Annotated in this window: 27 protein-coding genes; 11 read left to right on the top strand and 16 right to left on the bottom strand. The window is 42.1% G+C overall.

What is annotated here, in order from left to right:
• The 9 genes from CDZ78_RS10925 to CDZ78_RS10885 form a co-directional block, all read left to right on the top strand.
• Window positions 1-198, top strand: a 198-nt coding sequence (locus CDZ78_RS10925; RefSeq protein ID WP_140414004.1) for a transposase domain-containing protein, incomplete at its 5' end; no start/stop codon positions are given.
• Window positions 199-423: 225 nt separating this feature from the next.
• Entirely contained in the window at window positions 424-1,434 is a 1,011-nt protein-coding gene (gene dusB / locus CDZ78_RS10920) for a tRNA dihydrouridine synthase DusB (protein WP_087870044.1), read from the top strand.
• A 4-nt stretch (window positions 1,435-1,438) separates the two neighbouring features.
• Window positions 1,439-1,687 carry a helix-turn-helix domain-containing protein gene (locus CDZ78_RS10915; protein ID WP_307190489.1) on the top strand — a complete coding sequence of 83 codons (249 nt, stop codon included), beginning with the start codon at window positions 1,439-1,441 and terminating at the stop codon, window positions 1,685-1,687.
• Window positions 1,688-1,711: 24 nt separating this feature from the next.
• A complete protein-coding gene (gene purH, locus CDZ78_RS10910) occupies window positions 1,712-3,271 on the top strand; it encodes a bifunctional phosphoribosylaminoimidazolecarboxamide formyltransferase/IMP cyclohydrolase (protein WP_087870042.1) in 1,560 nt (519 codons plus the stop codon).
• Window positions 3,272-3,395: 124 nt separating this feature from the next.
• Window positions 3,396-4,670, top strand: coding sequence for a phosphoribosylamine--glycine ligase (gene purD, locus CDZ78_RS10905; RefSeq protein ID WP_087870041.1), 1,275 nt, complete (start codon window positions 3,396-3,398; stop codon window positions 4,668-4,670).
• Window positions 4,671-4,988: 318 nt separating this feature from the next.
• Window positions 4,989-6,284 carry a DUF3422 family protein gene (locus CDZ78_RS10900; RefSeq protein ID WP_087870040.1) on the top strand — a complete coding sequence of 432 codons (1,296 nt, stop codon included), beginning with the start codon at window positions 4,989-4,991 and terminating at the stop codon, window positions 6,282-6,284.
• A 47-nt stretch (window positions 6,285-6,331) separates the two neighbouring features.
• Entirely contained in the window at window positions 6,332-6,436 is a 105-nt protein-coding gene (locus CDZ78_RS10895) for a helix-turn-helix domain-containing protein (protein ID WP_087870046.1), read from the top strand.
• A 426-nt stretch (window positions 6,437-6,862) separates the two neighbouring features.
• Window positions 6,863-7,099, top strand: a complete 237-nt coding sequence (locus tag CDZ78_RS10890) for a hypothetical protein (protein ID WP_087870039.1) — start codon at window positions 6,863-6,865, stop codon at window positions 7,097-7,099.
• Window positions 7,100-7,101: 2 nt separating this feature from the next.
• Window positions 7,102-7,461, top strand: a complete 360-nt coding sequence (locus CDZ78_RS10885; protein ID WP_087870038.1) for a toxin-antitoxin system HicB family antitoxin — start codon at window positions 7,102-7,104, stop codon at window positions 7,459-7,461.
• Between the two features lie 448 nt (window positions 7,462-7,909).
• Here the strand turns inward: CDZ78_RS10885 and CDZ78_RS10880 are convergent, their stop codons facing one another.
• The 12 genes from CDZ78_RS10880 to rpsB form a co-directional block, all read right to left on the bottom strand.
• The gene (locus tag CDZ78_RS10880) at window positions 7,910-8,161 is read right to left on the bottom strand and encodes a type II toxin-antitoxin system RelB/DinJ family antitoxin (protein ID WP_087870045.1); all 252 of its coding nucleotides are present in this window, start codon (window positions 8,159-8,161) and stop codon (window positions 7,910-7,912) included.
• 171 nt (window positions 8,162-8,332) lie between these two features.
• A complete protein-coding gene (gene rpiA, locus CDZ78_RS10875; RefSeq protein WP_087870037.1) occupies window positions 8,333-8,992 on the bottom strand; it encodes a ribose-5-phosphate isomerase RpiA in 660 nt (219 codons plus the stop codon).
• Between the two features lie 118 nt (window positions 8,993-9,110).
• Window positions 9,111-9,779, bottom strand: coding sequence for a ribulose-phosphate 3-epimerase (gene rpe / locus CDZ78_RS10870; protein ID WP_087870036.1), 669 nt, complete (start codon window positions 9,777-9,779; stop codon window positions 9,111-9,113).
• 120 nt (window positions 9,780-9,899) lie between these two features.
• Entirely contained in the window at window positions 9,900-10,622 is a 723-nt protein-coding gene (locus CDZ78_RS10865; protein WP_087870035.1) for a DsbC family protein, read from the bottom strand.
• A 40-nt stretch (window positions 10,623-10,662) separates the two neighbouring features.
• Window positions 10,663-12,024, bottom strand: coding sequence for an RIP metalloprotease RseP (rseP, locus tag CDZ78_RS10860; RefSeq protein ID WP_087870034.1), 1,362 nt, complete (start codon window positions 12,022-12,024; stop codon window positions 10,663-10,665).
• Window positions 12,024-13,208: a 1-deoxy-D-xylulose-5-phosphate reductoisomerase gene (ispC, locus tag CDZ78_RS10855; protein ID WP_087870033.1), complete on the bottom strand. Its 1,185-nt coding sequence runs from the start codon at window positions 13,206-13,208 to the stop codon at window positions 12,024-12,026. Before ispC ends, rseP begins: the two co-directional genes overlap by 1 nt.
• Window positions 13,205-14,077, bottom strand: a complete 873-nt coding sequence (locus tag CDZ78_RS10850) for a phosphatidate cytidylyltransferase (protein ID WP_087870032.1) — start codon at window positions 14,075-14,077, stop codon at window positions 13,205-13,207. Before CDZ78_RS10850 ends, ispC begins: the two co-directional genes overlap by 4 nt.
• Before the next feature lie 54 nt (window positions 14,078-14,131).
• The gene (gene uppS, locus CDZ78_RS10845; RefSeq protein WP_087870031.1) at window positions 14,132-14,887 is read right to left on the bottom strand and encodes an undecaprenyl pyrophosphate synthase; all 756 of its coding nucleotides are present in this window, start codon (window positions 14,885-14,887) and stop codon (window positions 14,132-14,134) included.
• An 11-nt stretch (window positions 14,888-14,898) separates the two neighbouring features.
• Window positions 14,899-15,456: a ribosome recycling factor gene (gene frr, locus CDZ78_RS10840; protein ID WP_087870030.1), complete on the bottom strand. Its 558-nt coding sequence runs from the start codon at window positions 15,454-15,456 to the stop codon at window positions 14,899-14,901.
• A 2-nt stretch (window positions 15,457-15,458) separates the two neighbouring features.
• The gene (pyrH, locus tag CDZ78_RS10835) at window positions 15,459-16,178 is read right to left on the bottom strand and encodes a UMP kinase (protein WP_087870029.1); all 720 of its coding nucleotides are present in this window, start codon (window positions 16,176-16,178) and stop codon (window positions 15,459-15,461) included.
• Window positions 16,179-16,503: 325 nt separating this feature from the next.
• Window positions 16,504-17,385 (bottom strand): translation elongation factor Ts, encoded by an 882-nt coding sequence (gene tsf / locus CDZ78_RS10830; RefSeq protein ID WP_087870028.1) that lies wholly within the window; start codon window positions 17,383-17,385, stop codon window positions 16,504-16,506.
• 152 nt (window positions 17,386-17,537) lie between these two features.
• Entirely contained in the window at window positions 17,538-18,281 is a 744-nt protein-coding gene (gene rpsB, locus CDZ78_RS10825) for a 30S ribosomal protein S2 (protein WP_087870027.1), read from the bottom strand.
• Between the two features lie 286 nt (window positions 18,282-18,567).
• Between rpsB and map the strand changes: the two genes are divergently transcribed.
• Together map and glnD are read left to right on the top strand one after the other, a co-directional pair.
• Window positions 18,568-19,332, top strand: coding sequence for a type I methionyl aminopeptidase (gene map / locus CDZ78_RS10820; RefSeq protein WP_087870026.1), 765 nt, complete (start codon window positions 18,568-18,570; stop codon window positions 19,330-19,332).
• Window positions 19,329-21,947, top strand: coding sequence for a [protein-PII] uridylyltransferase (gene glnD / locus CDZ78_RS10815; RefSeq protein WP_087870025.1), 2,619 nt, complete (start codon window positions 19,329-19,331; stop codon window positions 21,945-21,947). The genes map and glnD overlap by 4 nt, the downstream gene beginning before the upstream one ends.
• A gap of 60 nt (window positions 21,948-22,007) precedes the next feature.
• Here the strand turns inward: glnD and CDZ78_RS10810 are convergent, their stop codons facing one another.
• From CDZ78_RS10810 to CDZ78_RS23730, 4 genes are all read right to left on the bottom strand, one after another.
• Window positions 22,008-22,325 (bottom strand): Druantia anti-phage system protein DruA, encoded by a 318-nt coding sequence (locus CDZ78_RS10810; protein WP_280175565.1) that lies wholly within the window; start codon window positions 22,323-22,325, stop codon window positions 22,008-22,010.
• 203 nt (window positions 22,326-22,528) lie between these two features.
• Window positions 22,529-23,083 carry a Druantia anti-phage system protein DruA gene (locus tag CDZ78_RS10805; RefSeq protein WP_087870023.1) on the bottom strand — a complete coding sequence of 185 codons (555 nt, stop codon included), beginning with the start codon at window positions 23,081-23,083 and terminating at the stop codon, window positions 22,529-22,531.
• Window positions 23,080-23,742 carry an IS66 family transposase gene (locus tag CDZ78_RS23735; protein ID WP_087870022.1) on the bottom strand — a complete coding sequence of 221 codons (663 nt, stop codon included), beginning with the start codon at window positions 23,740-23,742 and terminating at the stop codon, window positions 23,080-23,082. The genes CDZ78_RS10805 and CDZ78_RS23735 overlap by 4 nt, the downstream gene beginning before the upstream one ends.
• Window positions 23,727-24,749 carry an IS66 family transposase gene (locus CDZ78_RS23730; RefSeq protein WP_087870021.1) on the bottom strand — a complete coding sequence of 341 codons (1,023 nt, stop codon included), beginning with the start codon at window positions 24,747-24,749 and terminating at the stop codon, window positions 23,727-23,729. The genes CDZ78_RS23735 and CDZ78_RS23730 overlap by 16 nt, the downstream gene beginning before the upstream one ends.
• Window positions 24,750-25,039: the final 290 nt, after the last annotated feature.

Below are 25,039 nucleotides of genomic sequence, written 5' to 3'. Positions count from 1 at the left end.
CAAACTCCACGCGGCGCTAATGCCAGCGCACTACTTTACAGTCTTGTGCAGACAGCGGTAGCCAATAACCTAGAGCCTTTTGATTACTTAAAGTATTTACTCACCGCACTACCCAAGCTTGGTAGGCACTATAAGCCAGAGGCATTGGATCAGTTTTTACCCTGGAACCTGACTGAAAAAATCAAGCCTTTAAAGTAAGTGGCGTAGCTTGTCTAGGTGGGAAGAATCGACGCTTACGCAGAACTCCCCCTCTTAGTAAGATAGTACACATAGGGGCAACCTAAAAAGCCCCTACTCTTTTTGTTTATTTTCGGTTTCCAGAGTTTTTCAATAATCTTAGGATATATACAGCAAAATTCTTATTAAAAATAATGCTTTTGTAGTATCATAATTAACCCCATAAAGACTTTGCCAGCCAAAAAAATGCAGATAGGCCCCTATCAATTACAGAATAATCTTATCTTGGCGCCCATGGCAGGCATTACTGACCGCCCATTCAGAAATTTATGCAAACACAATGGTGCGGGACTTGCGTTCTCGGAAATGGTCGCATCTAATCCTGCTTTACGCAAGCATAGACGTACTTTACTCAAAGCCGATCATACGGGGGAAACAGGACTACGCGCTGTACAAATTCTAGGCACCAATCCCGAACAAATGGCTGAAGCTGCACAATTTAATGCGCAACGCGGTGCACAGATCATTGATATTAATATGGGTTGCCCGGCTAAAAAAGTCTGTTCAGTAGCCGCAGGCTCAGCATTATTGCGCGATGAAGATTTGGTAAAAAAAATTCTGCAAAAGGTAGTTAAGTCCGTTAATATTCCAGTTACCTTAAAAATTCGCACCGGCTGGGATAAAAATAGCCGCAATGCCGTAAAAATTGCCCAATTAGCAGAACAATCTGGCATCGCCGCCTTGACTGTACATGGCCGAACTCGCGCCTGTGCTTTTAAAGGAGCTGCAGAATATCAGACGATCAAAAAAGTAAAACAATCAGTCTCCATTCCTGTGATTGCCAATGGCGATATAACCTCCGTAGAAAAAGCCAGATACGTGCTAGATTATACAGCCGCTGATGCCATTATGATTGGACGCGCTGCACAAGGCCGCCCCTGGTTTTTTAGTGAAATTCTGCATTACTTACAAACAGGCGAACAAACACCCCAGGCCAATGTAGCTAAAATAAAAAGCACCTTACAAGAACACATGGAAGAACTGTATCTATTTTATGGCGCCTTGAATGGTGTCAGAATAGCACGCAAGCATATCGGCTGGTATTTCGATCATTTAGGATCCCTACCGCCCGCACACAAGAAAGAAATTTACCAGACAGATTCTCCAGACATACAGCTATCTCTCGTTACCTCTGCGTTTGACCTTTTTGATAAATCTCTACCCCCTAAACATGCAGACTACGCATTCAAGTATTAATACAATGTCTATTGCTAATAATCTCTCTGCCCCTTTATCTGAACAGGTAAAGAAATCAGTTAACCATTATCTAGCTCAACTCGATGGCTACCAGACAACTGGTCTGCATGCAATGGTACTCGCTGAAGTTGAAAAACCGCTACTTCAAGCAACGCTTCAATATTCAGGCTATAACCAGACCAAAGCAGCTCAGATTCTTGGTATTAGTCGCAGTACTTTACGTAAAAAGCTAGACCAATACAGCATATCCTAACCTCCATTATCCTTAGAGATTTTCATGAAAAAAAAAGTTAATCGCGCCTTAATCAGCGTTTCTAACAAATCCGGCATTGTTGATTTTTGCCGCGAACTAGACCAGTTGGGCGTAGAACTCTTATCAACCGGCGGAACAGCTAAATTGTTAGCCGAAAATAATGTTAATGTGACCGAGCTTTCTGATTACACAGGGTTCCCTGAAATGATGGATGGTCGGGTTAAAACTTTACACCCAAAAATTCACGGCGGCATTCTGGGGCGACGTGGCATTGATGATCAAGTTATGGCAGATAGTGGTATCAAGGCAATTGATATGGTAGTTGTCAATCTCTACCCTTTTGAAGAAACTGTTGCTCGACCTGACTGCGATTTAGCGACAGCTATAGAAAATATTGATATTGGCGGACCAACCATGATTCGTGCGGCGGCTAAAAATCATGAAGATGTTGCCATTATAGTTGATCCAGATGATTATGAATTAGTGCTAAATGAACTACTTAACAATGAAAATCAGCTAGCCCATCAAACACGATTCAACCTTGCCCTAAAGAGTTTCGAACACACAGCTAATTACGATACAGCTATTTCACTTTACTTAGCTAAAGTAAACCAGCTGACCTTTCCTGAAACACTGAACCTACAATTTAATAAAATCCAAAGTATGCGTTATGGTGAAAACCCTCATCAAAATGCAGCTTTCTACAAGGAAAAAGCATCAACATCGGGAACCATTGCCGCTGCTAAACAGCTACAAGGCAAAGAACTTTCCTATAACAATATCGCTGATACTGATGCAGCATTAGAATGCGTAAAACCCTTTGAAGAAAAACCTACCTGCGTTATCGTCAAGCACGCTAACCCTTGTGGCGTAGCTCAAGCTGACTCTATTCTTGATGCCTATGACCTGGCTTATGCGACAGACCCAACCTCATCTTTCGGTGGTATTATCGCCTTTAACCGCGAGCTAGACGAAGAAACTGCCGCTGAGATTATCAAGCGACAATTTGTTGAAGTCATTATTGCACCAACCATTAGCTCGAAAGCACAAACAGTTCTAGCTGAAAAACAAAATGTACGTGTACTGGAATGCGGACTGTGGAATAGCGGCAATGAGCCTAGCCTTGATTATAAAAGGGTCTCAGGTGGCCTGTTAGTACAAGATAAGGATTACGGCATGATCAGTGCAGCTGAAGTCAAAGTCGTCAGCAAACGCACGCCAACCGAACAAGAATTAGCCGATTTATTATTCGCCTGGAAAGTTGCTAAATTTGTTAAATCTAATGCCATCGTCTATTGTAAAGACGGACGCACAATCGGTGTCGGCGCAGGACAAATGTCGCGTGTTTATTCCGCTAGAATTGCGGGAATCAAAGCAGCAGACGAAGGCTTAACAGTACCTGGCTCAGTGATGGCATCAGATGCGTTCTTCCCATTCAGAGATGGTCTGGATGCAGCCGCAGAAGCGGGCATTACCGCCGTTATACAACCAGGTGGTTCGATGCGAGATAATGAAGTGATTGCAGCAGCAGACGAACATAATATCGCCATGGTATTTACTGGCATGCGCCATTTTAAACACTAATTTTTTAAAAACAATCATGTAGGCCGCGGCTTTAGCCCGCCTTTTTAATCTATCTCGACTATAAAGCGGGCTAAAGCCACGCCCTACATGATGAAATCCTTATATTAAAACCTCGCATCTCTTTATGAAAATTCTTATTGTCGGTAGTGGCGGTCGTGAACATGCCCTTGCCTGGAAAGCCAGCCAATCAGCCAGAGTAAAAACTGTTTACGTTGCCCCCGGCAATGCAGGAACAGCGCTAGAAGATAAGCTGACTAATATCGATCTCGCAGTAGAAGATATCGCTGGTTTGCTGAATTTTGCACAACAGGAAAATATAGACCTGACTATCATCGGCCCTGAAGTACCTTTGGTCGCCGGCATAGTCGACGTTTTTCAGGCTGCAGGCTTGAACTGCTTTGGTCCAAGTGCAAAAGCAGCTCAATTAGAAGGCTCGAAAAAATTCTGTAAAGATTTTATGGCACGGCATAATATACCCACAGCCGAGTACCAGACCTTTACTGATCAAAAAGCTGCCATCGATTATATCCAACAAAAAGGCGCCCCTATCGTCGTCAAAGCCGATGGCCTGGCTGCAGGTAAAGGCGTTATTGTTGCCCAGACTGAAGCTGAGGCCATTGCTGCCGTTGAAGATATGCTTTCGGGCAATAGCTTTGGAGCAGCCGGTAGCCGCGTAGTTATCGAAGAATTTTTGACTGGTGAAGAGGCGAGCTTTATCGTTATTGCTGATGGAAAGCAGGCACTACCCATGGCTAGCTCACAAGACCATAAAGCACGCGATAATGGCGACAAAGGCCCTAATACGGGCGGCATGGGTGCCTACTCCCCTGCTCCAATTGTTACTGATGAAATTCATCAACGGGTAATGGATGAAGTCATTAACCCTACTTTAAAAGGCATGGCTGATGATGGCATGCCCTATACTGGGTTTTTATATGCGGGCTTAATGATCAAGCCTAATGGTGAGCTAAAAGTTTTAGAATATAACTGCCGTTTTGGTGACCCGGAAACGCAACCTATTATGATGCGTTTACAAAGTGATTTAGTCAGCTTATGTGAAGCAGCATTGACTCAGGATTTAGCCAATATCACTACCGAATGGGATAAACGTAGTGCACTAGGAGTTGTTTTAGCCGCTGGTGGATACCCTGATAGCTACCCTAAAGGTGATATAATTAATGGCTTACCGGATATTGAAACAAGTGACAGTAAAGTATTTCATGCCGGCACCCGCTTAGTTGATGGGAAGGTAGTTACCGCCGGCGGCCGGGTTTTATGTGCTTGCGCTCTGGGCGACGATATTAAACAGGCACAGGAAAAAGCCTACCAACTCACTCAAAAAATCAGCTGGGATAAAGTTTATTATCGTACCGATATAGGCTTTAAAGCCCTTAAATAATTTTGTGTAGGGCGCGGCTTTAGCCCGCCTTTATTTAGCCATTTTAATTTGCGGACTAAAGAGACTGTGAAAGTATTCAACAACTGAAGTTTCCCAATAATTATTTATGGTAAAATTGAAACTATGCTACAACTATATGAAAAAAATAGTCTTTTCATTCGTTTCAAATGCTATTGCCTAAGGGGAATTAAGTAGGGGTTTGCTATAAACATGGCAAAACCACCTAAAATAAACCTCGATACACTGGGAGGCTAAAAGCACATACTTTCACAGCCTCTACAGCCACGCCCTACATGACGAGATAAAACTAGCAGAATCGTGACTAAGTTATTCCCTATCCCAGCGAACCATAGCCTGCGCTTTTCTCTGCATAATGAGATTCATGCACGCCCCCCTGTACCTCTTAAATTACCCGTTAGCGCAAGTCACCTGGCACTAACCGTTAACGAACAGGAAAAAGCGCAGGAACGCCTACATTTAGCCAGTTTATGCCAAAGATATGGAGTTAATCCTCCACCCATCGATGCCAGCCACTTTATTGCCAGCTTTGATAATTTTCTGTTTCACTGGGAGCAGCATGGTGAATTTAGCACCTATTGCTTTTATGTAAATACTATTGATAGTAACGAGCCCTTTGCTAAACCAGCTCTCTCTATTGCCCCTATCGACTGGCTCGACAAACTGGTTGGGCATACCATTGTTGCTGCCCATGCAGTGATTCTCCCTTCTAACGACCAGCAATCCAGCACTGAAAACATCACGCATTATTTTGAGGGAAACACCGCAGTTGGTGCAAAAATGACCGGAGGAGATGCCCTGGCATTTACGGACTTTCGTATCCATAATGATGGCTTTAGCCGCTTTGTTATTTTCGATAAAAAACTACAATCACAACAAGCGGGTCGTTTATTACAACGCTTATTTGAAATTGAAATCTACCGGGTTATGGCCCTATTAGCCTTCCCCATATCTCAGGAACTTGCTCCTAAAGTGAGTCAATATGAGCAGCGTTTATCTCAAATCACCACAACCATGGCATTACCTGATTGTGATGATGGGCTATTACTAGACCAGATGACACGCCTTGCCGCCGAAGTTGAAAGCCATATTTCACATAGCCAGTTTCGTTTTGGCGCTGCAGAGGCTTATTACAAAATTGTCGAACAAAGAATTACTGATATTCGTGAAGAGAAAATACAAGGCATACAAACCACCGGCGAATTCCTGACTAAGCGTATGCAGCCAGCAATTAGCTCCTGTAAATCAACATCCAAGCGTTTCCGTTTGCTCTCCGAAAGAATTAGCAATGCCAGCCAGCTACTACGCACGCGAGTTGATATTTCCATAGAACAGCAAAACCAGGCACTGCTTACCTCTATGGATAAACGCGCAAAAATTCAGTTACGCTTTCAGGAAACGGTAGAAGGCCTATCCATTGTCGCCATCACCACCTATATTATCAGCCTGCTGCACTCTAGCGTAAAAGCAGTTCATACTCTGGGATACCAGGAATTTCACCCTGATGTAATTTCAGGTATCGCGATCCCTTTTGTGCTGATTATTGTTGCTATCAGCGTACGCCGCTTGCATAAGGTCATTAAAAAAATTGATTAATAAGGTTCAGCCTCCAGAGTTGATTTTTTTCACCATGAAGTACCGAAATCGCTTATGAACTGGGTTATTCTGACGTGACTCACTTCAGTCGCGACTTTAGACGGATTACTGGCATGACGCCGAGTGCCTATAGACAGAAACTGCAAGAGTGAATTCACAGTAGCCTTGCTAATGAAGTTATCAGAAAAGCTTAAGGTTCGATCCCTCGTTCCAAATCTCTGTTTGGGAATGCATGTTTATTAAGCTCTGCATACCAATGCCATCTACTCAGAGCTGTTTCTTCACGTATTTCCAAGCGGAAGCTGGAAAAAGACAAGAGCATGGCTTTTACTGGTACTCATTAGATTAGCGGGTTAAAACCACGCTCTACAGGACGAGTATATGATTGTGGATCCAGATGAAAAGAAGATTTCACCACGAAGGACGCGAAGAGCACGAAAAAAAAGGATCTACCCTTCGTGTCCTTCGTGGTTTTAATATAAATTTTAGGGGGAGTCTCTACATTACGTTTACCTAATTGAACATAAGGGCACACTGCGTGCTTGCTATTCAGATACTATATAAAGTATCATTTAAATATGAGCAAGATAGATAAAGTCATTCAAAAAATGCGTGACAACCCGAGGGACTGGAAGTTAGATTCTTTAGAGGTCATTGCAAAAAGATTTGATATTCAAGTCAGAAAGTCTGGTGGTAGCCATGCGGTTTTTATGCATAAGGATTCAAATATTGTCGTCACCATCCCCGCCAAAAGACCTATTAAAGCCGTTTATATTTATCAATTTCTTGTACTACTTGATGATATTGGAGCATAGCCATGAATAAAATTGAATACCCATTTGAAATGAAGCCTTTATCAGTAGAAGACGGTGGTGGCTGGTTAATTATTTTTCCTGATTTAGCCGGCTGTATGTCTGATGGAGAAACGCCGGAGGAAGCTATTGAAAATGGAAAAGATGCCTTAGCATGCTGGATTAATGCTTGCCAAGAAGCAGGTAGACAAATACCGCGCCCTGGAGAATCATCAAGTGGAAAATTTATGACGCGTATTCCCAAAAGTTTACATACCCGGCTGATTTCAAGAGCAAAGCAAGAGGGCGTGAGTATGAATGCTTTAGTTGCTGCTTTTATTGCTGAATCTTTAGGGAGAAAAGATTCAAAGTCAGAACACGTCTGATAATACCAAAAGGACTCTATTTAAACAACTGAGCATGGCTGCCTATTCTTAGTAAGACGGCTGCTTTGTCTCGGTGATAAGATAAATTATCAAGGTATCTCCACCAAGATGAAATTCTCTACAATCCGAGTATTCTCCATTCAACCTAGAAAAATCAGTTGAACGCGGAATTATAGTGCAAGATATTGGTTTCACAGTGCTGTCAAAAAATCTTAGATTCATCCATAGGTTAATTGGGTATTTTTTGGAAGTGCTGTGGGATCAATAGCTTCCGCTAGAAACCGTGAGCAACTGATTTTTTTAGGTTCGAGGCATGATCTTTTGATTCTTCTGGTAAAGCAGAGTCATTTCTAATGACAGTTGATATAATTGATAAACTTCTCAAATTGCCCATCGGTCAGCTGAACTTTTTTAAAATCTTTCAGAAACTGTTTGTGTCGTTTGATTTTCATTTATTGATTTCATCAAACGAAAAATCCTCTACATTTTTTCCTAATCTTGCTTCTTTAATAAGCTGTTTAGTTGTGTCATTGGGGATTTTAATTTCAAATGGGATGCCTTTATGTAAATTAACCTGGCTCAAAAACATATTAAAGGCATCTCCCATTGTAATACCTAACTCTTTGAATATTACCTTTGCCCGTTCCTTTGCTTCTTTGTCAAGCTTGATGCTTGTTGTTTCTTTTATTGATAGCGACATACCACCCTCACTTATAATACTATCGTAGCATAATATCATGAATACCTCTTTCCTTCGCGTTCTTCATGAGCTTCATGGAGGAGGACAACAGTTGTTAGCTGCAATAAAAAAGGGCCAGCTTGCTTTGATAAGCAAACCAGCCCTTTCTTAAAGAATCGTGCACCCCAATACTTACATGGTTTCTACACCAGACTCTTTGGCAATCAGCACTACATCTGCAGGTCTTAAACCAAAAATACCAACAGAAACAACACCGGCAAGATTATTGACAAGCCTTTCCAAAGCTAATGGCTCGGCGATTTCCATATTATGCACATCGATAATTTCACAGCCATTATCGGTAATATAATTTTCACGCCAGATAGGTTGACCACCGAGTTTTACAATTTCGCGTGCAACATAACTACGTGCCATAGGAATAACTTCGATAGGTAATGGGAAATCACCTAACACTTTAACTGTTTTACTTTCATCAACGATACAAATAAATTTTTCACTTGCCCCGGCAATAATTTTCTCGCGTGTTAATGCTCCGCCGCCGCCTTTGATAAGCTGTTTTAATGGATTAACTTCATCAGCGCCATCAACATATACATCCAGGTTGCCTGATTCGCTTAATTCCATCACTGGAATACCAATTTTCTTTAGTCTTTCAGTGGTCGCGATTGAGCTGGAAACTGCGCCTTTAATATCATTAGTCAGGTTAAAGTCCGCCAGGCAGTCAATAAAATGATTAACCGTTGAGCCTGTGCCCACACCTAAAATTTCAACATCTTTAATATAAGGTAAAGCCGCCTCTGCTGCTTTACGCTTGCTTTCGTCTTGTGTCATGCGTTTATCTTCCTAAACTTTATGTAAGAACAAACTGGGGAGTAGGCTTTAGCCTACCTGTATACCGGTTTGTGTAGGCTAAAGCCTACTCCCCGCTGTTGCATTAAAGCAGTAACGACTATGCTTTTGCTAATTCAACACGCATTTCGTCAATAACTTTTTTATAATCCGGCTGACTAAAAATAGCAGAACCGGCAACAAACATATCTGCGCCTGCTGCTTTAATTTCACGAATATTATCCACTTTTACACCGCCATCAATTTCCAGGCGAATATCATAACCGCTGTCATCAATTCTTTTTCTTGCTTCACGTAATTTGTCCAGGGTTGCAGGAATAAATGACTGACCACCAAAACCCGGGTTAACAGACATTAATAAGATAATGTCCACTTTATCCATCACATAATCAAGGTAGTGTAGAGGCGTAGCTGGATTAAAAGTCAAGCCTGATTTACACCCCAAATCTCGCACCATTTGCAACGTTCTGTCTATATGTGTTGAAGCTTCAGGATGAAAAGTAATCATACTCGCGCCTGCTTTAGCAAAGTCAGGGATAACGCGGTCTACTGGTTCAACCATTAGATGCACATCAATAGGCGCTGTCACGCCATGCTTTCTAAGTGCATCACAAACCAAAGGTCCAATAGTTAAATTTGGTACAAAGTGATTGTCCATTACATCAAAATGCACTACGTCTGCGCCTGAGGCTAAAACATTATCTACTTCTTCGCCTAATTTTGCGAAATCCGCTGAAAGAATAGAAGGTGCAATCCAGTTATCAGTCATATCATTTCTCCAATTTAATTATTATTCGGTCTATTATACTTTGTGCTGTAGCTCTATGTAGTGATTTTTTATAAAGCTTTTGATAATATCTATAGCGGACTAAAGTCCGCTCTACGTTGTTTATTTATTTTCCTGACTTAGCGCTTCTGCTAATTTTTTGGCTGGCATATACCCTGGATATACCATTCCTTTAGGGCTAATCATCATTGGTGTACCGCGCACTCCTAATGCATCACCTAAAGCCATATGTTCATCTACCGGATTTTCACATGTCTTTTCAGGTGGAGGGTTTGAGCCAGATTTAGATGCCGTTAATGCAGCATTTCTATCATCAGCACACCAGACAGAAACCGCTTTTTTATAAGAATCCGAATTTACTCCAGCTCGGGGAAAGAATAAATAATTTATAGTAATCCCTTCAGCCATGTATTGATCAATCTCAGAATGTAGTTTACGACAGTAACCACAATCTATATCAGTAAAGATGCTAATCACATACTTCTGCATCGGTGCTTTAAAGGTGATCATCTGATCTGCAGAGACTGTATTAATCAATTTAGCCTTGGCAACCGCAAGCTTTTCTTCTGTTAAATCTTTTTTGTCCACTAAATCAAACATACGCCCTTGTACAAGGTATCTTCCATCTTCAGAAACATAGTAGATATCTGCGCCTACTAATATTTCATACAAACCTTTTATAGGAGAAGGATTAATTCCCTCTACGGTCAGCGAAGGCATCCTTTCCGATAACTTTTTCTTCAGTGCTTCTTTATCAACATCCGCATTAGCGATAGATGATAAGAATAAGCTGGTTACTGCTAAAGTTAGTATAAATTTTTTCATAATAATCCATTGAATTAAGAACAGTGCCCTTGCCTGCCCCTTATTGAAACAATCGCTCTATATCCACAAACATTGCTAAAGCCATTAAGGCTAATAATGCTGTCATACCAATTTGCTGAAAAACCAATTGCACACTATCGGCGACAGGACTACCTTTAATTGCTTCAACAGCAAACATAAGCAGATGCCCACCATCTAACACCGGGATAGGTAGCAAATTTAACACCCCTAAACTGACGCTAACAATCGCCAAAAATTTTAAAAATGATATCAGCCCCATTTCGGCTGACTTTCCAGCATATTGAGCAATACTGATTGGTCCACTCAGGTTTTCCACCGAAGCCTTACCAACAAACATCTGTCCCATCATTTTTAAGGTAGCGCCGGAATAATACCAGGTACGCTCAACCGCTGCTATCAGAGCTTCGACAGGCGGTAAAGAGTGCTCTACCATTAACGATTCGCGTAATCCTTCAGGAACTTGAACACCGACTCCAATTTTCCCTATTATTTGTTCTTGCTCAATAACTGAGTCTGGTGTTAAATCAATCATTAACACTAGCCCATCACGTTCTATTTGCACCTGCATTTTTTGTCCGGCATGGCCTTGAACATATTTTACCCATGCTATCCAGTCAGTAAAATCACTGCCATCTGCACTGAGAATCAAGTCGCCTATCTGCAATCCGGACTGTGCGGCCACACTATTTTCAATAACTCTTCCCACTACAGGCGGTATCACCGGCTGCCATGCTTTTAACCCTAGTTCCGTGAATAATCGTTTAGGCTCCTGACTAACTGCCAATGGAATAACCAGTATATGGGTAATAAAAGCACCCTCTTCTGTTTTTACCTCTATTGGCAACCCTTCTTCAGCATCTAGAGCAGATGCTAATAAAGTTTCCATTGTTTCCCGCCAGGTTACTGTCTTAATATTATTGACTGCAACAATCTCTTCACCTTCAACAAAGCCAGCCTGCGCAGCTAAAGTACCGGTTTCTATGCTACCTACGATGGGCCGCATTCCTGTTTCACCCAACATAAAGACTGCCCAGTAAAGAATAACAGCCAGCATTAGATTAAAAACAGGACCTGCTGCGACAATGGCAGTCCGCGCCCATAAAGACTTTTGTGTAAAAGCATAGGGCAAGTCTTCAGCCGAAACATCCCCTTCTCGCTCGTCAACCATTTTGACATAGCCACCTAAGGGAATTGCTGACAATACATATTCAGTCGAGGCTCTATCTTTCTGATATTTCCAGATAACCTTGCCAAAGCCTATCGAAAAACGTACTACTTTTACCCCGGTTTTTCTGGCCACCCAAAAGTGGCCAAATTCATGAATCGCGACCAATAAGCCTATTGCGACAATAAAATAGAATAGAGAACTTAAAACTTCCATTAAGCGATTAATGTTTTAATAATTTGCTGCGCCTGCTCACGAGCTTGCTCGTCAGCCTCAAGAATATGCTCTAACGTATCAGCCTGTGTTGCGCTAAATTTCGCCATGCTTTGCTCAATAACCACAGGAATATCTGTAAAGCGGATTTTCTCATCCAGAAAGGATTCTACGGCACACTCATTTGCGGCATTCAAAACAGTTGGCATAATTCCCCCTGCTGAAATTGCCTCCATCGCTAGCCTTAAACAAGGGAATCGCTTTAAGTCAGCCGGCTCAAAATCCATCTGTTTAACAGAAAAAATATCTAACGGGGCAACCCCGGAATCAAAACGTTCTGGCCAGGCCATCGCATGAGCAATCGGAATACGCATATCTGGATTACCCATTTGCGCCAGCACACTGCCATCCACATAATCCACCATTGAATGAATAATACTTTGTGGATGAATAACTACCTGAATCTGTTCCGGCTGCATATTAAATAGCAAGCAGGCTTCGATTAATTCCAGGCCTTTATTCATCATAGTGGCAGAATCAACCGAAATTTTTCGACCCATATCCCATTTAGGATGTGCAACGGCTTGATCAACCGTTACCGATGCCAGCTTATCAAGTGGAGTCGTTCTAAAAGGCCCCCCTGATGCTGTTAATAAAATACGTCTTGCTGTTGGCGCATCATGGCCTGTTGTGTAATTAGCCGGCATACATTGAAAAATAGCATTATGCTCACTATCAATAGGTAATAACACCGCACCAGAATCTTTCACAGCCTGCATAAAAATATCACCCGACATAACCAGTGATTCTTTATTAGCCAATAATACCGTTTTTCCTGCCTGTGCAGCAGCCAATGCAGAAAGCAGACCTGCGGCACCAACGATAGCTGCCATAACAGAATCTACATTTTCCAATGTTGATACAGTGACCAGGGCTTCTGCACCGACTAGAACTGTCATATCAGCAATGTCAGTACCGACGATTTTTTCTTTAAATTCAGCGCCTTTAGCCTCATTAACAACGACTGCATATTCGGGCTTAAACTCGATACACTGGTTAAATAAAGCATAAATATTGGTATTTGCGGTTAAAGCAACAACCCGATATTTATCTGCATGACGCTTAACTACATCTAATGTACTAACACCAATAGAGCCTGTTGCTCCTAATATACATATGCCTTTCATGAATACATCCACCTTATAAACCAAACACCCGCATAAAATACTGGAATTGCAGCAATCAGACTATCCAGACGATCAAGAAGGCCACCGTGTCCCGGTAAAATTGTACCAGTGTCTTTCACACCACGGATGCGCTTTGCTGCACTAAAAAACAAATCACCATAAATTGAAACCAGTACGGTAATCACTGACAGCAATACAAAATCTATAATGCTTAACACAGAGAAACCAAAATAAAGCGTAAAGCACAGACCCATTACCACTGCTGCTGCTAGCGCACCATACATACCTTCCAGGGTTTTTCCCGGACTAATTCCAATAGCCAGCTTAGTAATACCAAATTTTTTGCCTGCAAAATAAGCGGCTATATCAGCGGCCCAGATAAGTAAGAATAAATACAAGGTCATCTCTGGCTCTTCCATTACCATCAGACGAGACAAAAAGAACCACGCAGCCACTAGTATCAAGCCACCTACCAATAATTTCTTACTCAGGCTAGCCTTTAACTTTAATAATTCACTTCCTCCTTTACGAATTCTAAGCATTGCCCAGAACCAGAATAATACCGCAGGAATCATCAGCAACTCTATAACACCCGAATATTCTCTGATCTCGGTCCAATTGGTTAATTGCGCTAACACCTCTAAGAATTGAGTCCAGAAATATAACAAGACCATAGGAATAAGCAGGACGAGTAAAAACAGAATTTTACCTATTACGCTTTTAAGATCGGCAAGGTTCGCCCACTCCCAGGCGGCAATCAATATAACGAAAGCCCAGATAAGAGAAAAATAAGCATGGGGTAACATAAAAATGGCCAACACCACCAAAGGTGCTAATACTGAGGCTGTAATAACGCGTTGAAGTAACATATTTTTATTATTTTTTCTAAAAGAGGTTATAAAAAGACAGGCCTAACGAATAATCTAGTTAGACATACTTTGAACTTGTTCGCTGGTACGCCCATAACGGCGCTCCCGGGTAAGAAAATCATCTATAGCGTCCTGCATAGTCTGCGCATCAAAATCAGGCCACAGCTTACTAGTAAAATGAAACTCTGTATAGGCAAGTTGCCATAACAAAAAATTACTAATGCGCTTTTCTCCACCGGTGCGGATGAATAAATCAGGATCCGGTAAATCTGGTATAGATAAAGCATTGCCGATCATGGCCTCATCAATTTCTTCTGGCTCTACCTTGCCTTCTTTGACTTGCTGAGCTATAGATTGCATGGCTAGTGCCATATCTCTATGGCCGCCATAATTAGCAGCAATCACCAGTGTCAGGCCTGTATTTTTTTCAGTTAGCCGCTCACTTTCAGTCATTTTTTGCTGAATTTTCTCTGCAAAGTCAGTACGTTCACCTATAAATCGCAGGCGAATATTATTTTTATTCAGACGTTTAACTTCCTTTTGCATCGTCAACATAAAAAGCCCCATTAACTTAGAGACCTCTTCTTTAGGGCGACGCCAATTTTCACTACTGAATGCAAATAGTGTCAATACCTGAATTTCTTGTTCGGCACAAAACTTAACAACACGTTTAACAGCCTTTACGCCGGCAGGGTGCCCCATAATTCGTGGCAAATGACGCTTCTGTGCCCAGCGACCATTGCCATCCATAATAATGGCAATATGCTTTGGGTAATGCGCCTTATCCGTTTCGCCTTGTTCAGCTTGCATAATAGTATGCCTTATATAGATAGTAAATCAGCCTCTTTTTCTTCTAAAAGCTTCTCTACCTGTTTGATGTATTGATCAGTTATTTTCTGAACCTTATCTTCACCGCCACGCGCCTCATCTTCAGAAATCATTTTTTCCTTTACTGCTTCTTTAATTTCCGAATTTGCATCACGACGAATACTACGTATCGAAACACGACCACTTTCTGCTTCAGCCTTGACTACCTTTACCAGGTCACGACGACGTTCTTCAGTCAGCATAGGTAGCGGCACACGAATCACGTTACCATTAGTCACAGGGTTCAAGCCTAGATCCGAAGACATAATAGCTTTTTCAATTGCCTGCATCATGCTTTTTTCCCAGGGTGTTACTGCCAGGGTGCGTGAATCATCAACCGCAACATTAGCTACCTGTGATAAGGGAGTATCAGCGCCATAATAAGACACCACTACCTGATCCAGTAAGCTTGGATGAGCGCGTCCTGTTCTTATTTTTGTAAAACCTTTTTTTAGAGCTTCAATACTCTTATCCATCTTGCCTGAAGCATCTTGTTGAATATCACTAATCATTATTATCCTCGCTCTATAAGAGAGCCTATTTCTTCACCTTGCATTAGGCGCATGATTGCACCTGATTCAAAAATATTCATAACACGCATAGGTAAATCATTATCTCGACAAAGAACCAATGCAGTCGTATCCATTACACTCAAACGCTGATCCAGCGCCTCATCATAAGTTAACTTTTCATAGAATTTAGCATCTGCAACTTTTTCAGGATCAGCCGAATAAACGCCTTTCACTTTGGTCGCCTTGATCATTAGCTGAGCATTTATTTCAATCGCTCTCAGACTCGCTGCGGAGTCCGTGGTAAAAAAAGGATTTCCAGTACCTGCTGCGAAAATAACAACCCGCCCTTTTTCTAAATGCCTCACTGCTCTACGACGAATATATCCCTCGCAGACCTGATTAATACTTAAGGAACTCATCACTCTGACTGGCTGACCCAGAAATTCTAATGAGTCTTGCATCGCCAGAGCATTGATTACCGTGGCTAGCATTCCCATTTGATCACCGGTAACACGGTTCAAACCTTCTGCCGCTTGTTCCGCTCCACGTAAAATATTTCCTCCACCTATGACTAAACCAACTTGTACGCCTGCATCACAGAGTTCTTTTACCTCAGTCGCCAAGCGTTTTACGATTTCAGGGTCTATATTCCCCCCTTTTTCGCTCATTAACGCCTCGCCACTTAATTTAAGCATAATTCTTTGGCAAATGAGTTTAGTCATAACTGTTTCCTATTCTGGCTAATGATTTAAATATTGCTAATATATTCTATTTTTCTTTAATAAATGACAATCCATTGATTTATCATTTTGTATACCTGTAACACTCCTTCCTTTTGGTTTTCGTTATAAAGAAAAACTAGTACATCAACCATAAATTCACTAATACAACACCCGTCATTCCCCACATTATCCAGTATGGATAAATACGCTTTTCACGGAAATCTATAGCTTAAGCCTATAGATTTCTGCTAAGGACTGAGGAATGATGATGTGCAAACTTAGGTGATTTCTGTCAAAGAATATCACCTTAATGAAGACTAAAGCCTTATGCTTCGCCTCTAATTTGCGCCATTACTTCAGACGCAAAATCTCCTTCTGCTTTTTCTATCCCTTCACCCACTTCAAGATGGATAAAGTTAAGTACTTTATTATCCTTACCACTAACCAGCTTACCTACAGTCACTTTATCATCTTTAATAAATGCCTGGCCTTCCAGCGTAATCTCAGCAAGGAATTTTCTGATCCGTCCACCGATCATTTTTTCAATAATTGCAGCAGGTTTACCACTTTCTTCAGCCTGAGCAACAAAGATTGCTTTTTCTTTCTCAATTGTCTCAGCAGCAACATCAGCCTCGGCAACACACTGAGGCTTGCTTGCAGCAATATGCATTGCGACATCTTTAGCCAGATCAGAATCTGCCTTTGCTAAATCAACTAACACACCAATTTTTTCGCCATGTAAGTAAAAACCTGTTCCACCTTCAGTAGCAACTTTTTGGAAGCGTCTCAAAGTGATATTTTCACCTAATTTAGAAATCAAACCACGACGTGTTTCATCAATAGTTTTACCGTCAGCCAATGCAAGTTCATTAGCTTGCTCTAGCGTGCTAACATCAGATGCTAGAATTGCTTCAGCAATTGCATTTGCGAATTCTTTAAAAGTATCGCCTTTAGCAACAAAATCAGTTTCACAATTGACATCGATAATGACAGCACTTTTAGTATCTGCACTTTGTGCAACAGCAATACGCCCTTCAGCCGCAATTCGGCTTGATTTTTTATCTGCTTTTGCTAAACCTGCTTTACGCATGTTTTCAATTGCAAGATCCATATCACCTTCAGTTTCTCTCAACGCTTTTCTACATTCCATCATGCCAGAACCCGTTCTTTGACGTAGTTCTTTTACCATTGCAGCAGTAACACTCATGCTTTTTAACCCTTAAATACTTTAACCTATACTAGTGATATCACTTCTTCACCAGACTTAGGTCTAATTCTATAAAAACGCCCCCAAATGGAGGCGTCAAAAAACAAACTCAACCAAGCAGCATAATCGCTGCTGTTGTGCTTACAAATGTTTTATTCAGCGTCTGATACTTGTTCTACAAACTCATCTGCTTTAGCAGAAACATCAAGTCTCGCTGCCTTAGCTTCTAAAATAGCCGTTGCGATACTTTCTGTATATAACTTAACCGCGCGAATTGAATCATCATTACCTGGAATAATGTAATCAACCCCTTTAGGCGAATTGTTTGTATCAACAATACCAATCACTGGAATACCTAATTTTTTTGCTTCAGCCAGTGCATTCTTTTCATAGCCTACATCTAACACAAAAATTGCATCAGGTGTTCCACGCATGTCCTTGATACCACCCAAGCTACGCTCAAGCTTTTCCATTTCGCGTTCCATACCTAGCGCTTCTTTTTTACTGAATCGCTGCAGCATAGTTCCATCAGCTTTCATTGCTTCCAATTCTTTTAAACGAGAAATTGATTTTTTAATCGTTTTAAAGTTAGTCATCATTCCGCCTAACCAGCGGTGATTTACGTACGGCATACCACAACGAGCAGCCTGCTCGGCAACTGCCTTACGTGCAGATTTTTTAGTACCAACAAACAGGATATTGCCTTTGTTTGCAGTCATTTGCCCTACATAATTCATCGCATCATTAAATAATGGAAGTGTCTTTTCCAGGTTAATGATATGAATTTTGCTACGTGCACCAAAAATATAAGGTGCCATTTGCGGATTCCAATAACGAGTCTGGTGTCCAAAGTGAACACCTGCTTCTAACATTTGACGCATTGATACTGCGGCCATTCTTTTCTCCAATAATTTTCGGAAAATATATCCGAAAGGGTTACGCCTCCACCTATCCCAGTTAGAAACCAGCCCCATAAAGAACCAGCACCCCACCAACTGTGACGATAGATGTGAGTTTTAATGTGTTTTATATAATCACCTAAAAGCAAGCACACAAAACACTAATGAACTTACCTTTATATCATATTTACCCTTTCACAACAACGAAAAGGCTATTAAAATTTACCTATTTCCAAAGTCTGATAATATACGCATTCACTCACTTCCTTCTAAGCACACACCCATGACCATCACTTTTAAAACAGAAGCAGAAATCGAGAAAATGCGCGTCGCGGGCAAACTTGCTGCTGAAGTGCTTGAGTTCATTGCTCCTTACATAGTGCCTGGCATTACTACCAATGAAATTGACCAGCTATGTCACAACTATATGGTTGATGTTCAGCACACCATCCCTGCCCCGCTGAATTACCGCGGCTTCCCAAAATCAATCTGCACTTCCGTTAATAGTACAATTTGTCATGGCATCCCAAATGATAAAAAACTCAAAAAAGGTGATATTATCAATGTTGATATTACTGTTATCAAAGACGACTATCATGGAGATACCAGTAAAATGTTTTACGTGGGCGAGGTAACTCCGCATGCCAAACGCTTATGTACCATCACCCAGGAGTGCCTTATGCTTGCTATTGAACAAGTCAAACCAGGTTGCACTTTAGGTGATATTGGTTATGCCATACAAAAACACGCCGAATCCAACCGCTATTCCGTCGTTCGTGAGTTCTGTGGTCATGGTATCGGTAAAAAGTTCCATGAAGAACCACAGGTTTTACATTATGGAAAACCTGGCGACGGCCTTGCCCTGCGAGAAAATATGATACTCACCATTGAACCTATGATTAATATCGGCAAGCGTCACATTAAGGTATTAAAAGATGGCTGGACCGCCCTCACCAAAGATCGCTCACTCTCTGCCCAATGGGAACACACCATCCTGGTTACTCCAACAGGATATGAAATTCTGACTTTACGCCAGGAAGAACAGTGAGCAACATAAGCACCCCGGCCCAGAGCGTCGCAAAACAGATTAAGCAGGCTATAAAGCAGCACAACAGCTACCTAAAAGATACTTTCTCACCGAAAAAACCCATACAAGACTTTTTACTCGCCAAGTCACAGTTTATTGATAAACTACTTAATCTCCTGTGGCACCGTTATATTACTCATAACACGGAACTCTTTGCTTTAATTGCCGTCGGCGGCTATGGTCGCCAGGAAATGTTCCCTCACTCAGACATTGATATCCTGGTGTTATTTGACGACACCACCAGCGAACAAGACAAGCAACAACTCAGTGAGTTCTGTACGATTCTGTGGGATACCGGCCTAAAACTTGGCTTAAGCGTTCGTAGCAGCTCCGAATGCCTACAAGCCACCATCGACGACCAAACCATTCTCACCAACTTGCTAGAGTCACGCCACCTTACTGGTAACCAGGCTCTATACACCGACCTAAAGACGAAAAGCTCAAACAGCCCCGCATGGTCTTCTGAGGACTTTTATAACGCTAAAATTGAAGAACAGGCAAAACGTTATAAAAAATTTCATAATACTGCCTACAATTTAGAGCCCAACATAAAAGAAGGGCCAGGCGGCTTAAGGGATTTACAGATTTTAGCCTGGGTCTTTAAACACCATTACCAACTCACCTCATTAAAAGAATTAGCTAAAGATAACTTTCTACCCCCGGCAGAATATGATGAATTATTTTCTGCACAAGAACTGTTATGGAAAATTCGCTTTGCTCTTCACTTACAAACAGGCCGTTGCGAAGATCGCTTACTATTTGATTTTCAACGCGACTTAGCGACACTTTTTGGGTTCGACGAACACCAGAACAATGAAGGTGTAGAACAGTTTATGCAACACTACTTTAAAACAGTGATGCGACTAGAGCGTCTAAATGAAACACTACTACAATTATTTAATGAGCACTGCCTTCCACATGACGGCAAAGCCTATCAGGCCCAAGTAATCAACGAAAAATTTGACAGTATAGCGGGTTATATTGCCGCACGAAGTGCAACTGTTTTCCAAACACATCCGCACGCATTATTAGAAGTATTTTTATTACTGCAAAAAATTCCTGCACTTAAAGGCATCAGAGCAACGACTATCCGGCTTATTCGCAGCAACTTACATCTTATCGATGATAATTTCCGCCAAGATCCCATAGCCCGCCAACTATTTATTACTATATTACGCCAGCCACGCGGCATTACCCATGTTTTACGCCGCATGAATCGTTATGGCGTACTAGCTGCCTATTTACCCAGTTTTAATAATATTGTCGCACGCATGCAGTACGACCTGTTTCACATATACACAGTAGATGAACACACTCTTTTTGTCATCCGCAACTTACGTCGCTTCTCCCTGATAAAACATAATAAAGAACTACCCTTCTGTAATGATATTTTTCTGCTAATCCAGAAGCCTCATATACTCTATATAGCAGGATTATTTCATGATATTGCCAAAGGCAAAAAAGGCGATCATTCCGTACTCGGCGAAGTCATAGCACACCAATTCTGCGTAGACCATAAAATCTCCGAGCACGATACCAAACTGATTAGCTGGCTAGTAAAAAATCACCTGGAAATGTCCACCACCGCACAACGAAAAGATATCAGCGATCCTGATGTCATCCATGAATTTGCCGAAAAAGTGGGAAAAACTGAAAACCTTAACTATTTATATCTGCTAACCGTTGCTGATATTCGAGCCACCAACCCTAAATTATGGACATCATGGAAAGATTCCTTACTTAAAGAGCTTTATATCGCCACCCTTAATGCCTTAAGACGCGGCCTAGACAACCCCGTCAACCAGCAAGACACAATCCGGGCAACAAAAGCCGAAGCCCGCAAAGAGCTATTAAAAAAAGGGCTATCCGACACCAGCATAGAAAAGGCATGGCAACATATCAGTCCCGATTATTTTCTACGCTATTATCCTGATGAAATTATCTGGCATACTATTGCCATTAACTGCTGCTGCGAAAAGGATTTACCTCTCATTCTTTTACGCCCACAAAACCAGCGCGGCAGTGCAGAAGTTTTTATCTATGCCCACCACCAACAAGAAGATTTTATCTTTTCGCGCACCACCGCAGCATTAGATAAACTCGGCCTTACCATTCTAGATGCCAGGATCATCACCTCTGATAACCAATACGCACTCAATAGCTTTCAAGTACTAGAGCAATCAGGGGAACCAATTACTGACCTACGCAGGGAACTGCATATTTGCACGACCATTAAACAGCAACTGCAAAGCAAGCACGCCCAACTAAAGCAAAACTTGCACCTCCAGTCACGCCAGGCCGAATATTTCCCTATCGCCACCAAAGCACATTTCCGCCAGGACCCACAAAATCGTTATAATATTTTACAGCTAATAACCACTGACCACCCAGGACTCTTATCAAAACTTGGCCAGCTTTTCCGTGCACATGGCTTTAACATTCTCAATGCAAAAATCACTACCATAGGTAGTCGCGCTGAAGATATGTTTTTCTTAAGCACACAGAACGGGCAATTAATCACACCTGAACAGCAGCAGACATTTATTGACGAATTAAAACAACAACTGGCAAATTAGTGTATTAGAAAACAAAGCCTTACCTGATTACCCATGTAAGTAACCGGTTTACCCATATCCTTATAAATCAGCACCTAAGGTTTGCCTGAATCCGCGAGTCAGGGGATAAAGCCATAAGCCTTTGATTGGTACGCTTTGTTTGCCAGCCGGTCCCAGCTTTCCCCTTCCTTTGGTTTCTCCCATATATAGCCAGTTAGCCGCTTTGTAACAGGTGCCTGTGAAACGCTCTTTTTCGACGAACGTTTCCATCAATACAGGGCGATATCCATAGCGAAGTTGCCAGTCATCAGGCACTTTACGGCTTGCGCTGGCGAGTATTTTGGAGGCCAGGTTTTTTGACTGTACCCAGGGCAGAATTAGAAAACGTGCGTTATTGATAATCTGAAGTTTCCCAATAATTATTTATGGTAAAATTGAAACTATGCTACAACTATATGAAAAAAATAGTCTTTTCATTCGTTTCAAATGCTATTGCCTAAGGGGAATTAAGTAGGGGTTTGCTATAAACATGGCAAAACCACCTAAAATAAACCTCGATACACCAGCATTGTGTATTTCAGCTACTCAATAATTGGGAAACTTCAGTTGATAATTAAGTGCAGGTTCTGTTTGCGTTGCTCGTGGCTCCAGCCGATATAGTTGTCACGGGGAGCACATTGCCAGGCACTTGCACCAAAGCCAAGCAAGGCAACCAGCTGGTCACCTGCTGTGACAAAGTAACGCATTTGCGCGCCGGGCAATGTCTTGTAGACCAGGTAATGGTAACGATGGATGTACTCGTTCCACAGGCTTGATTGCTTACCTTTTCTCACGTTGTGAAATTGCAGTTGTGGTAGTTCATGCACAGCGGCTGTAAGGACTTGTTCGGGGTCAGTTGCCGCCGTAAAACGAATACGTGCTTCCGGTCGTTTTCGTGTCGGAGCAGGCAGCTGAATCAGGTCGTCATCCTGCATGCGCAACATGGCAACCCGACAAGACATTGCCTTGCTACCCCCATCAATTTTGTACCAGTGTAATAGTTCGCACACTTGGCGTGAGAGTTCAGCGCGTGTGTACTCCGGGTTTTTGGCAATGAGCTCTCGTATCAGTGCAATTTCCTGGGGTGTGAAATCACGACCGCTATAACGCCTCATCATGTATCCGGAGGCTGTGCCTGACTTAAAAACAGCCTCCGTTCCTCATCCATTTCCCAGGGCAGAAACGGGGACAAATCGTCAGGAGCTTGCCCCTTATTTTCAGCACAACAGTTGAGATAAGCAAATAGCCAGTGACGAGGATTGATTTTCCAGCGTAGGAAGGTTTGCATCAGTGTCAGCATAGTCGCCAGAAGTTGTGCGCTCCACTGACTTCCGGAACCAAAGTAGTTGTTTCGGGCAATCACGCCTTTACGAATATTGCGCTCACTTTCGTTATTATCCATAGGGATTTGCGGATTATCTGCAAATAGAATGAGCCCTGGCCAGTGACCTTTCAGACTGGTGAGTACCTTCTTTTGTACTGTGTCTAGATTTTCTCCATCGCGTAGGCAGTCATCTCGTTGTTGCGCCATGCTGGATAAACAAAACTCCAGTCGTTGTTGTTGCTGACTAAATTCTGCCGATTGTAAGTGAAGTGCTATGTTGTCATCCCATAGTGCGACTCGTTGATTGTTGATATGGTAGAGTTCCCCTATCTTTTCAACCCAGGCTAGCATCCATTTCTCATGTTCCGGGTAACTCCGGGCGGCCTCTAAAAAATCGCGGCGCACATGAACCCAGCAAAAGGCCAGTACAAAGGAGTCTAGTTCTCTGGCCATTTTTTATAGGCCGAATAGCGATCACACACCAGAACGGCAGAATCATTTGTTTCATCCGCTTTAGCAAAATGCTCTATGGGAACACCGGCATCACGGCCTGGGGCGACGATGTAATAAATGACAGACTGTGAGGTAAAAAACCACAGATACCAGCGATGTCCCACCTTGCCCTCTATGGTTTCAAATACCTGCCAGCGGGTTTCGTCACCCATAAACAATGACTCTGTCATTTGCTGTCTATGGTGAGCCTCAAGCAATGGCTGAAATAAGGGCTGCATGCGTTTGAAGCCGTCGGTCATTGTTCCTTCGGCTATATCAAGATTCAAGGTACTGAAAAGCTGGAGGAGTCGATGGGTTGCCCGGGCATAGAGATATTTATCTAATAGTGTCTCCACCCAGACACTTACCCCCAATGTATTTCTGTTGAACAATCGTGGCGGCATCGGTGCGGTAATCATACCTGGCAGATTTTCGCAATGACAGGTCGGTATATAGCGTTTGCGATGATAACGCCGGATATGTGCCTTTACTTCGATTTCAATAAAGTCTGAATCTTCGGTTCCTGGAAATAATTGAAAGGGTTTATGACATTGAGAGCACGTATTTTCGCCTTCCGGCAAATCAAGCTCTGTTTCGATAACGGGAAGAGCCTGCTGTGCTTTGCGCCCGTGTCCTTTGCTCCCTTTCTGTTGTCCTCTGGGACGAGAAGTCTCTGAATTACAGAATTGACTTTCACTATGCGTCTTCTTCTTTTCACTCTTCCGGCCAAACAGACGATGAACAAGGTCCCTGATTCTGGCATTGGCTGCTTCCAGCTTCAGGTCTTTTTCCTTTCCACGCTCAACCTCACGCGCATGCATGGATTTCCAGTAGGCGATCTCTGATGTATAGCAAATCTGTTGCTGTTTACTGATTTGAACAAATTCTTGCGAAAAGGGTGTTGTTCCGCCTGAATCAGCAATCGGCAAGTGGTTTGGTAATGAACAATGTATTGAAGAACCTTCCATGGTTTACTTTATATCAAATTATCAGCGGTGTGTCCCGTACTTTTTTTATTTTAAGGCAATGGGTAAGCCGAATACTTACTTACCCATAACTCTCAGCTATACGTCGTCATTCCTGCATGCTGTTAGCAGGAATCTCATAGGTTAAGCATAGATTCCCGATAAAGCTTGTGCCCACGCTTGACTGGGTAGACTTCGGGAATGAGGTGATTTTTAACTGAAGTTTCCCAATAATTATTTATAGTAAAATTGAAACTATGCTACAACTATATGAAAAAAATAGTCTTTTCATT

The organism is Bathymodiolus platifrons methanotrophic gill symbiont, assembly GCF_002189065.1.
GTDB lineage: Bacteria > Pseudomonadota > Gammaproteobacteria > Methylococcales > Methylomonadaceae > Methyloprofundus.
The sequence above is the reverse complement of the archived record's forward strand: the minus strand, read 5'-3'. Positions and strand labels throughout refer to the sequence as shown.

Coding starts and splice junctions, on each gene's coding strand:
- dusB (WP_087870044.1), top strand. CDS start 424: ATGCAGATAGGCCCCTATCAATTACAGAATAATCTTATCTTGGCGCCC.
- CDZ78_RS10915 (WP_307190489.1), top strand. CDS start 1,439: ATGTCTATTGCTAATAATCTCTCTGCCCCTTTATCTGAACAGGTAAAG.
- purH (WP_087870042.1), top strand. CDS start 1,712: ATGAAAAAAAAAGTTAATCGCGCCTTAATCAGCGTTTCTAACAAATCC.
- purD (WP_087870041.1), top strand. CDS start 3,396: ATGAAAATTCTTATTGTCGGTAGTGGCGGTCGTGAACATGCCCTTGCC.
- CDZ78_RS10890 (WP_087870039.1), top strand. CDS start 6,863: ATGAGCAAGATAGATAAAGTCATTCAAAAAATGCGTGACAACCCGAGG.
- CDZ78_RS10885 (WP_087870038.1), top strand. CDS start 7,102: ATGAATAAAATTGAATACCCATTTGAAATGAAGCCTTTATCAGTAGAA.
- CDZ78_RS10880 (WP_087870045.1), bottom strand. CDS start 8,161: ATGTCGCTATCAATAAAAGAAACAACAAGCATCAAGCTTGACAAAGAA.
- rpiA (WP_087870037.1), bottom strand. CDS start 8,992: ATGACACAAGACGAAAGCAAGCGTAAAGCAGCAGAGGCGGCTTTACCT.
- rpe (WP_087870036.1), bottom strand. CDS start 9,779: ATGACTGATAACTGGATTGCACCTTCTATTCTTTCAGCGGATTTCGCA.
- CDZ78_RS10865 (WP_087870035.1), bottom strand. CDS start 10,622: ATGAAAAAATTTATACTAACTTTAGCAGTAACCAGCTTATTCTTATCA.
- rseP (WP_087870034.1), bottom strand. CDS start 12,024: ATGGAAGTTTTAAGTTCTCTATTCTATTTTATTGTCGCAATAGGCTTA.
- ispC (WP_087870033.1), bottom strand. CDS start 13,208: ATGAAAGGCATATGTATATTAGGAGCAACAGGCTCTATTGGTGTTAGT.
- CDZ78_RS10850 (WP_087870032.1), bottom strand. CDS start 14,077: ATGTTACTTCAACGCGTTATTACAGCCTCAGTATTAGCACCTTTGGTG.
- uppS (WP_087870031.1), bottom strand. CDS start 14,887: ATGCAAGCTGAACAAGGCGAAACGGATAAGGCGCATTACCCAAAGCAT.
- frr (WP_087870030.1), bottom strand. CDS start 15,456: ATGATTAGTGATATTCAACAAGATGCTTCAGGCAAGATGGATAAGAGT.
- pyrH (WP_087870029.1), bottom strand. CDS start 16,178: ATGACTAAACTCATTTGCCAAAGAATTATGCTTAAATTAAGTGGCGAG.
- tsf (WP_087870028.1), bottom strand. CDS start 17,385: ATGAGTGTTACTGCTGCAATGGTAAAAGAACTACGTCAAAGAACGGGT.
- rpsB (WP_087870027.1), bottom strand. CDS start 18,281: ATGGCCGCAGTATCAATGCGTCAAATGTTAGAAGCAGGTGTTCACTTT.
- map (WP_087870026.1), top strand. CDS start 18,568: ATGACCATCACTTTTAAAACAGAAGCAGAAATCGAGAAAATGCGCGTC.
- CDZ78_RS10805 (WP_087870023.1), bottom strand. CDS start 23,083: ATGATGAGGCGTTATAGCGGTCGTGATTTCACACCCCAGGAAATTGCA.
- CDZ78_RS23735 (WP_087870022.1), bottom strand. CDS start 23,742: ATGGCCAGAGAACTAGACTCCTTTGTACTGGCCTTTTGCTGGGTTCAT.
- CDZ78_RS23730 (WP_087870021.1), bottom strand. CDS start 24,749: ATGGAAGGTTCTTCAATACATTGTTCATTACCAAACCACTTGCCGATT.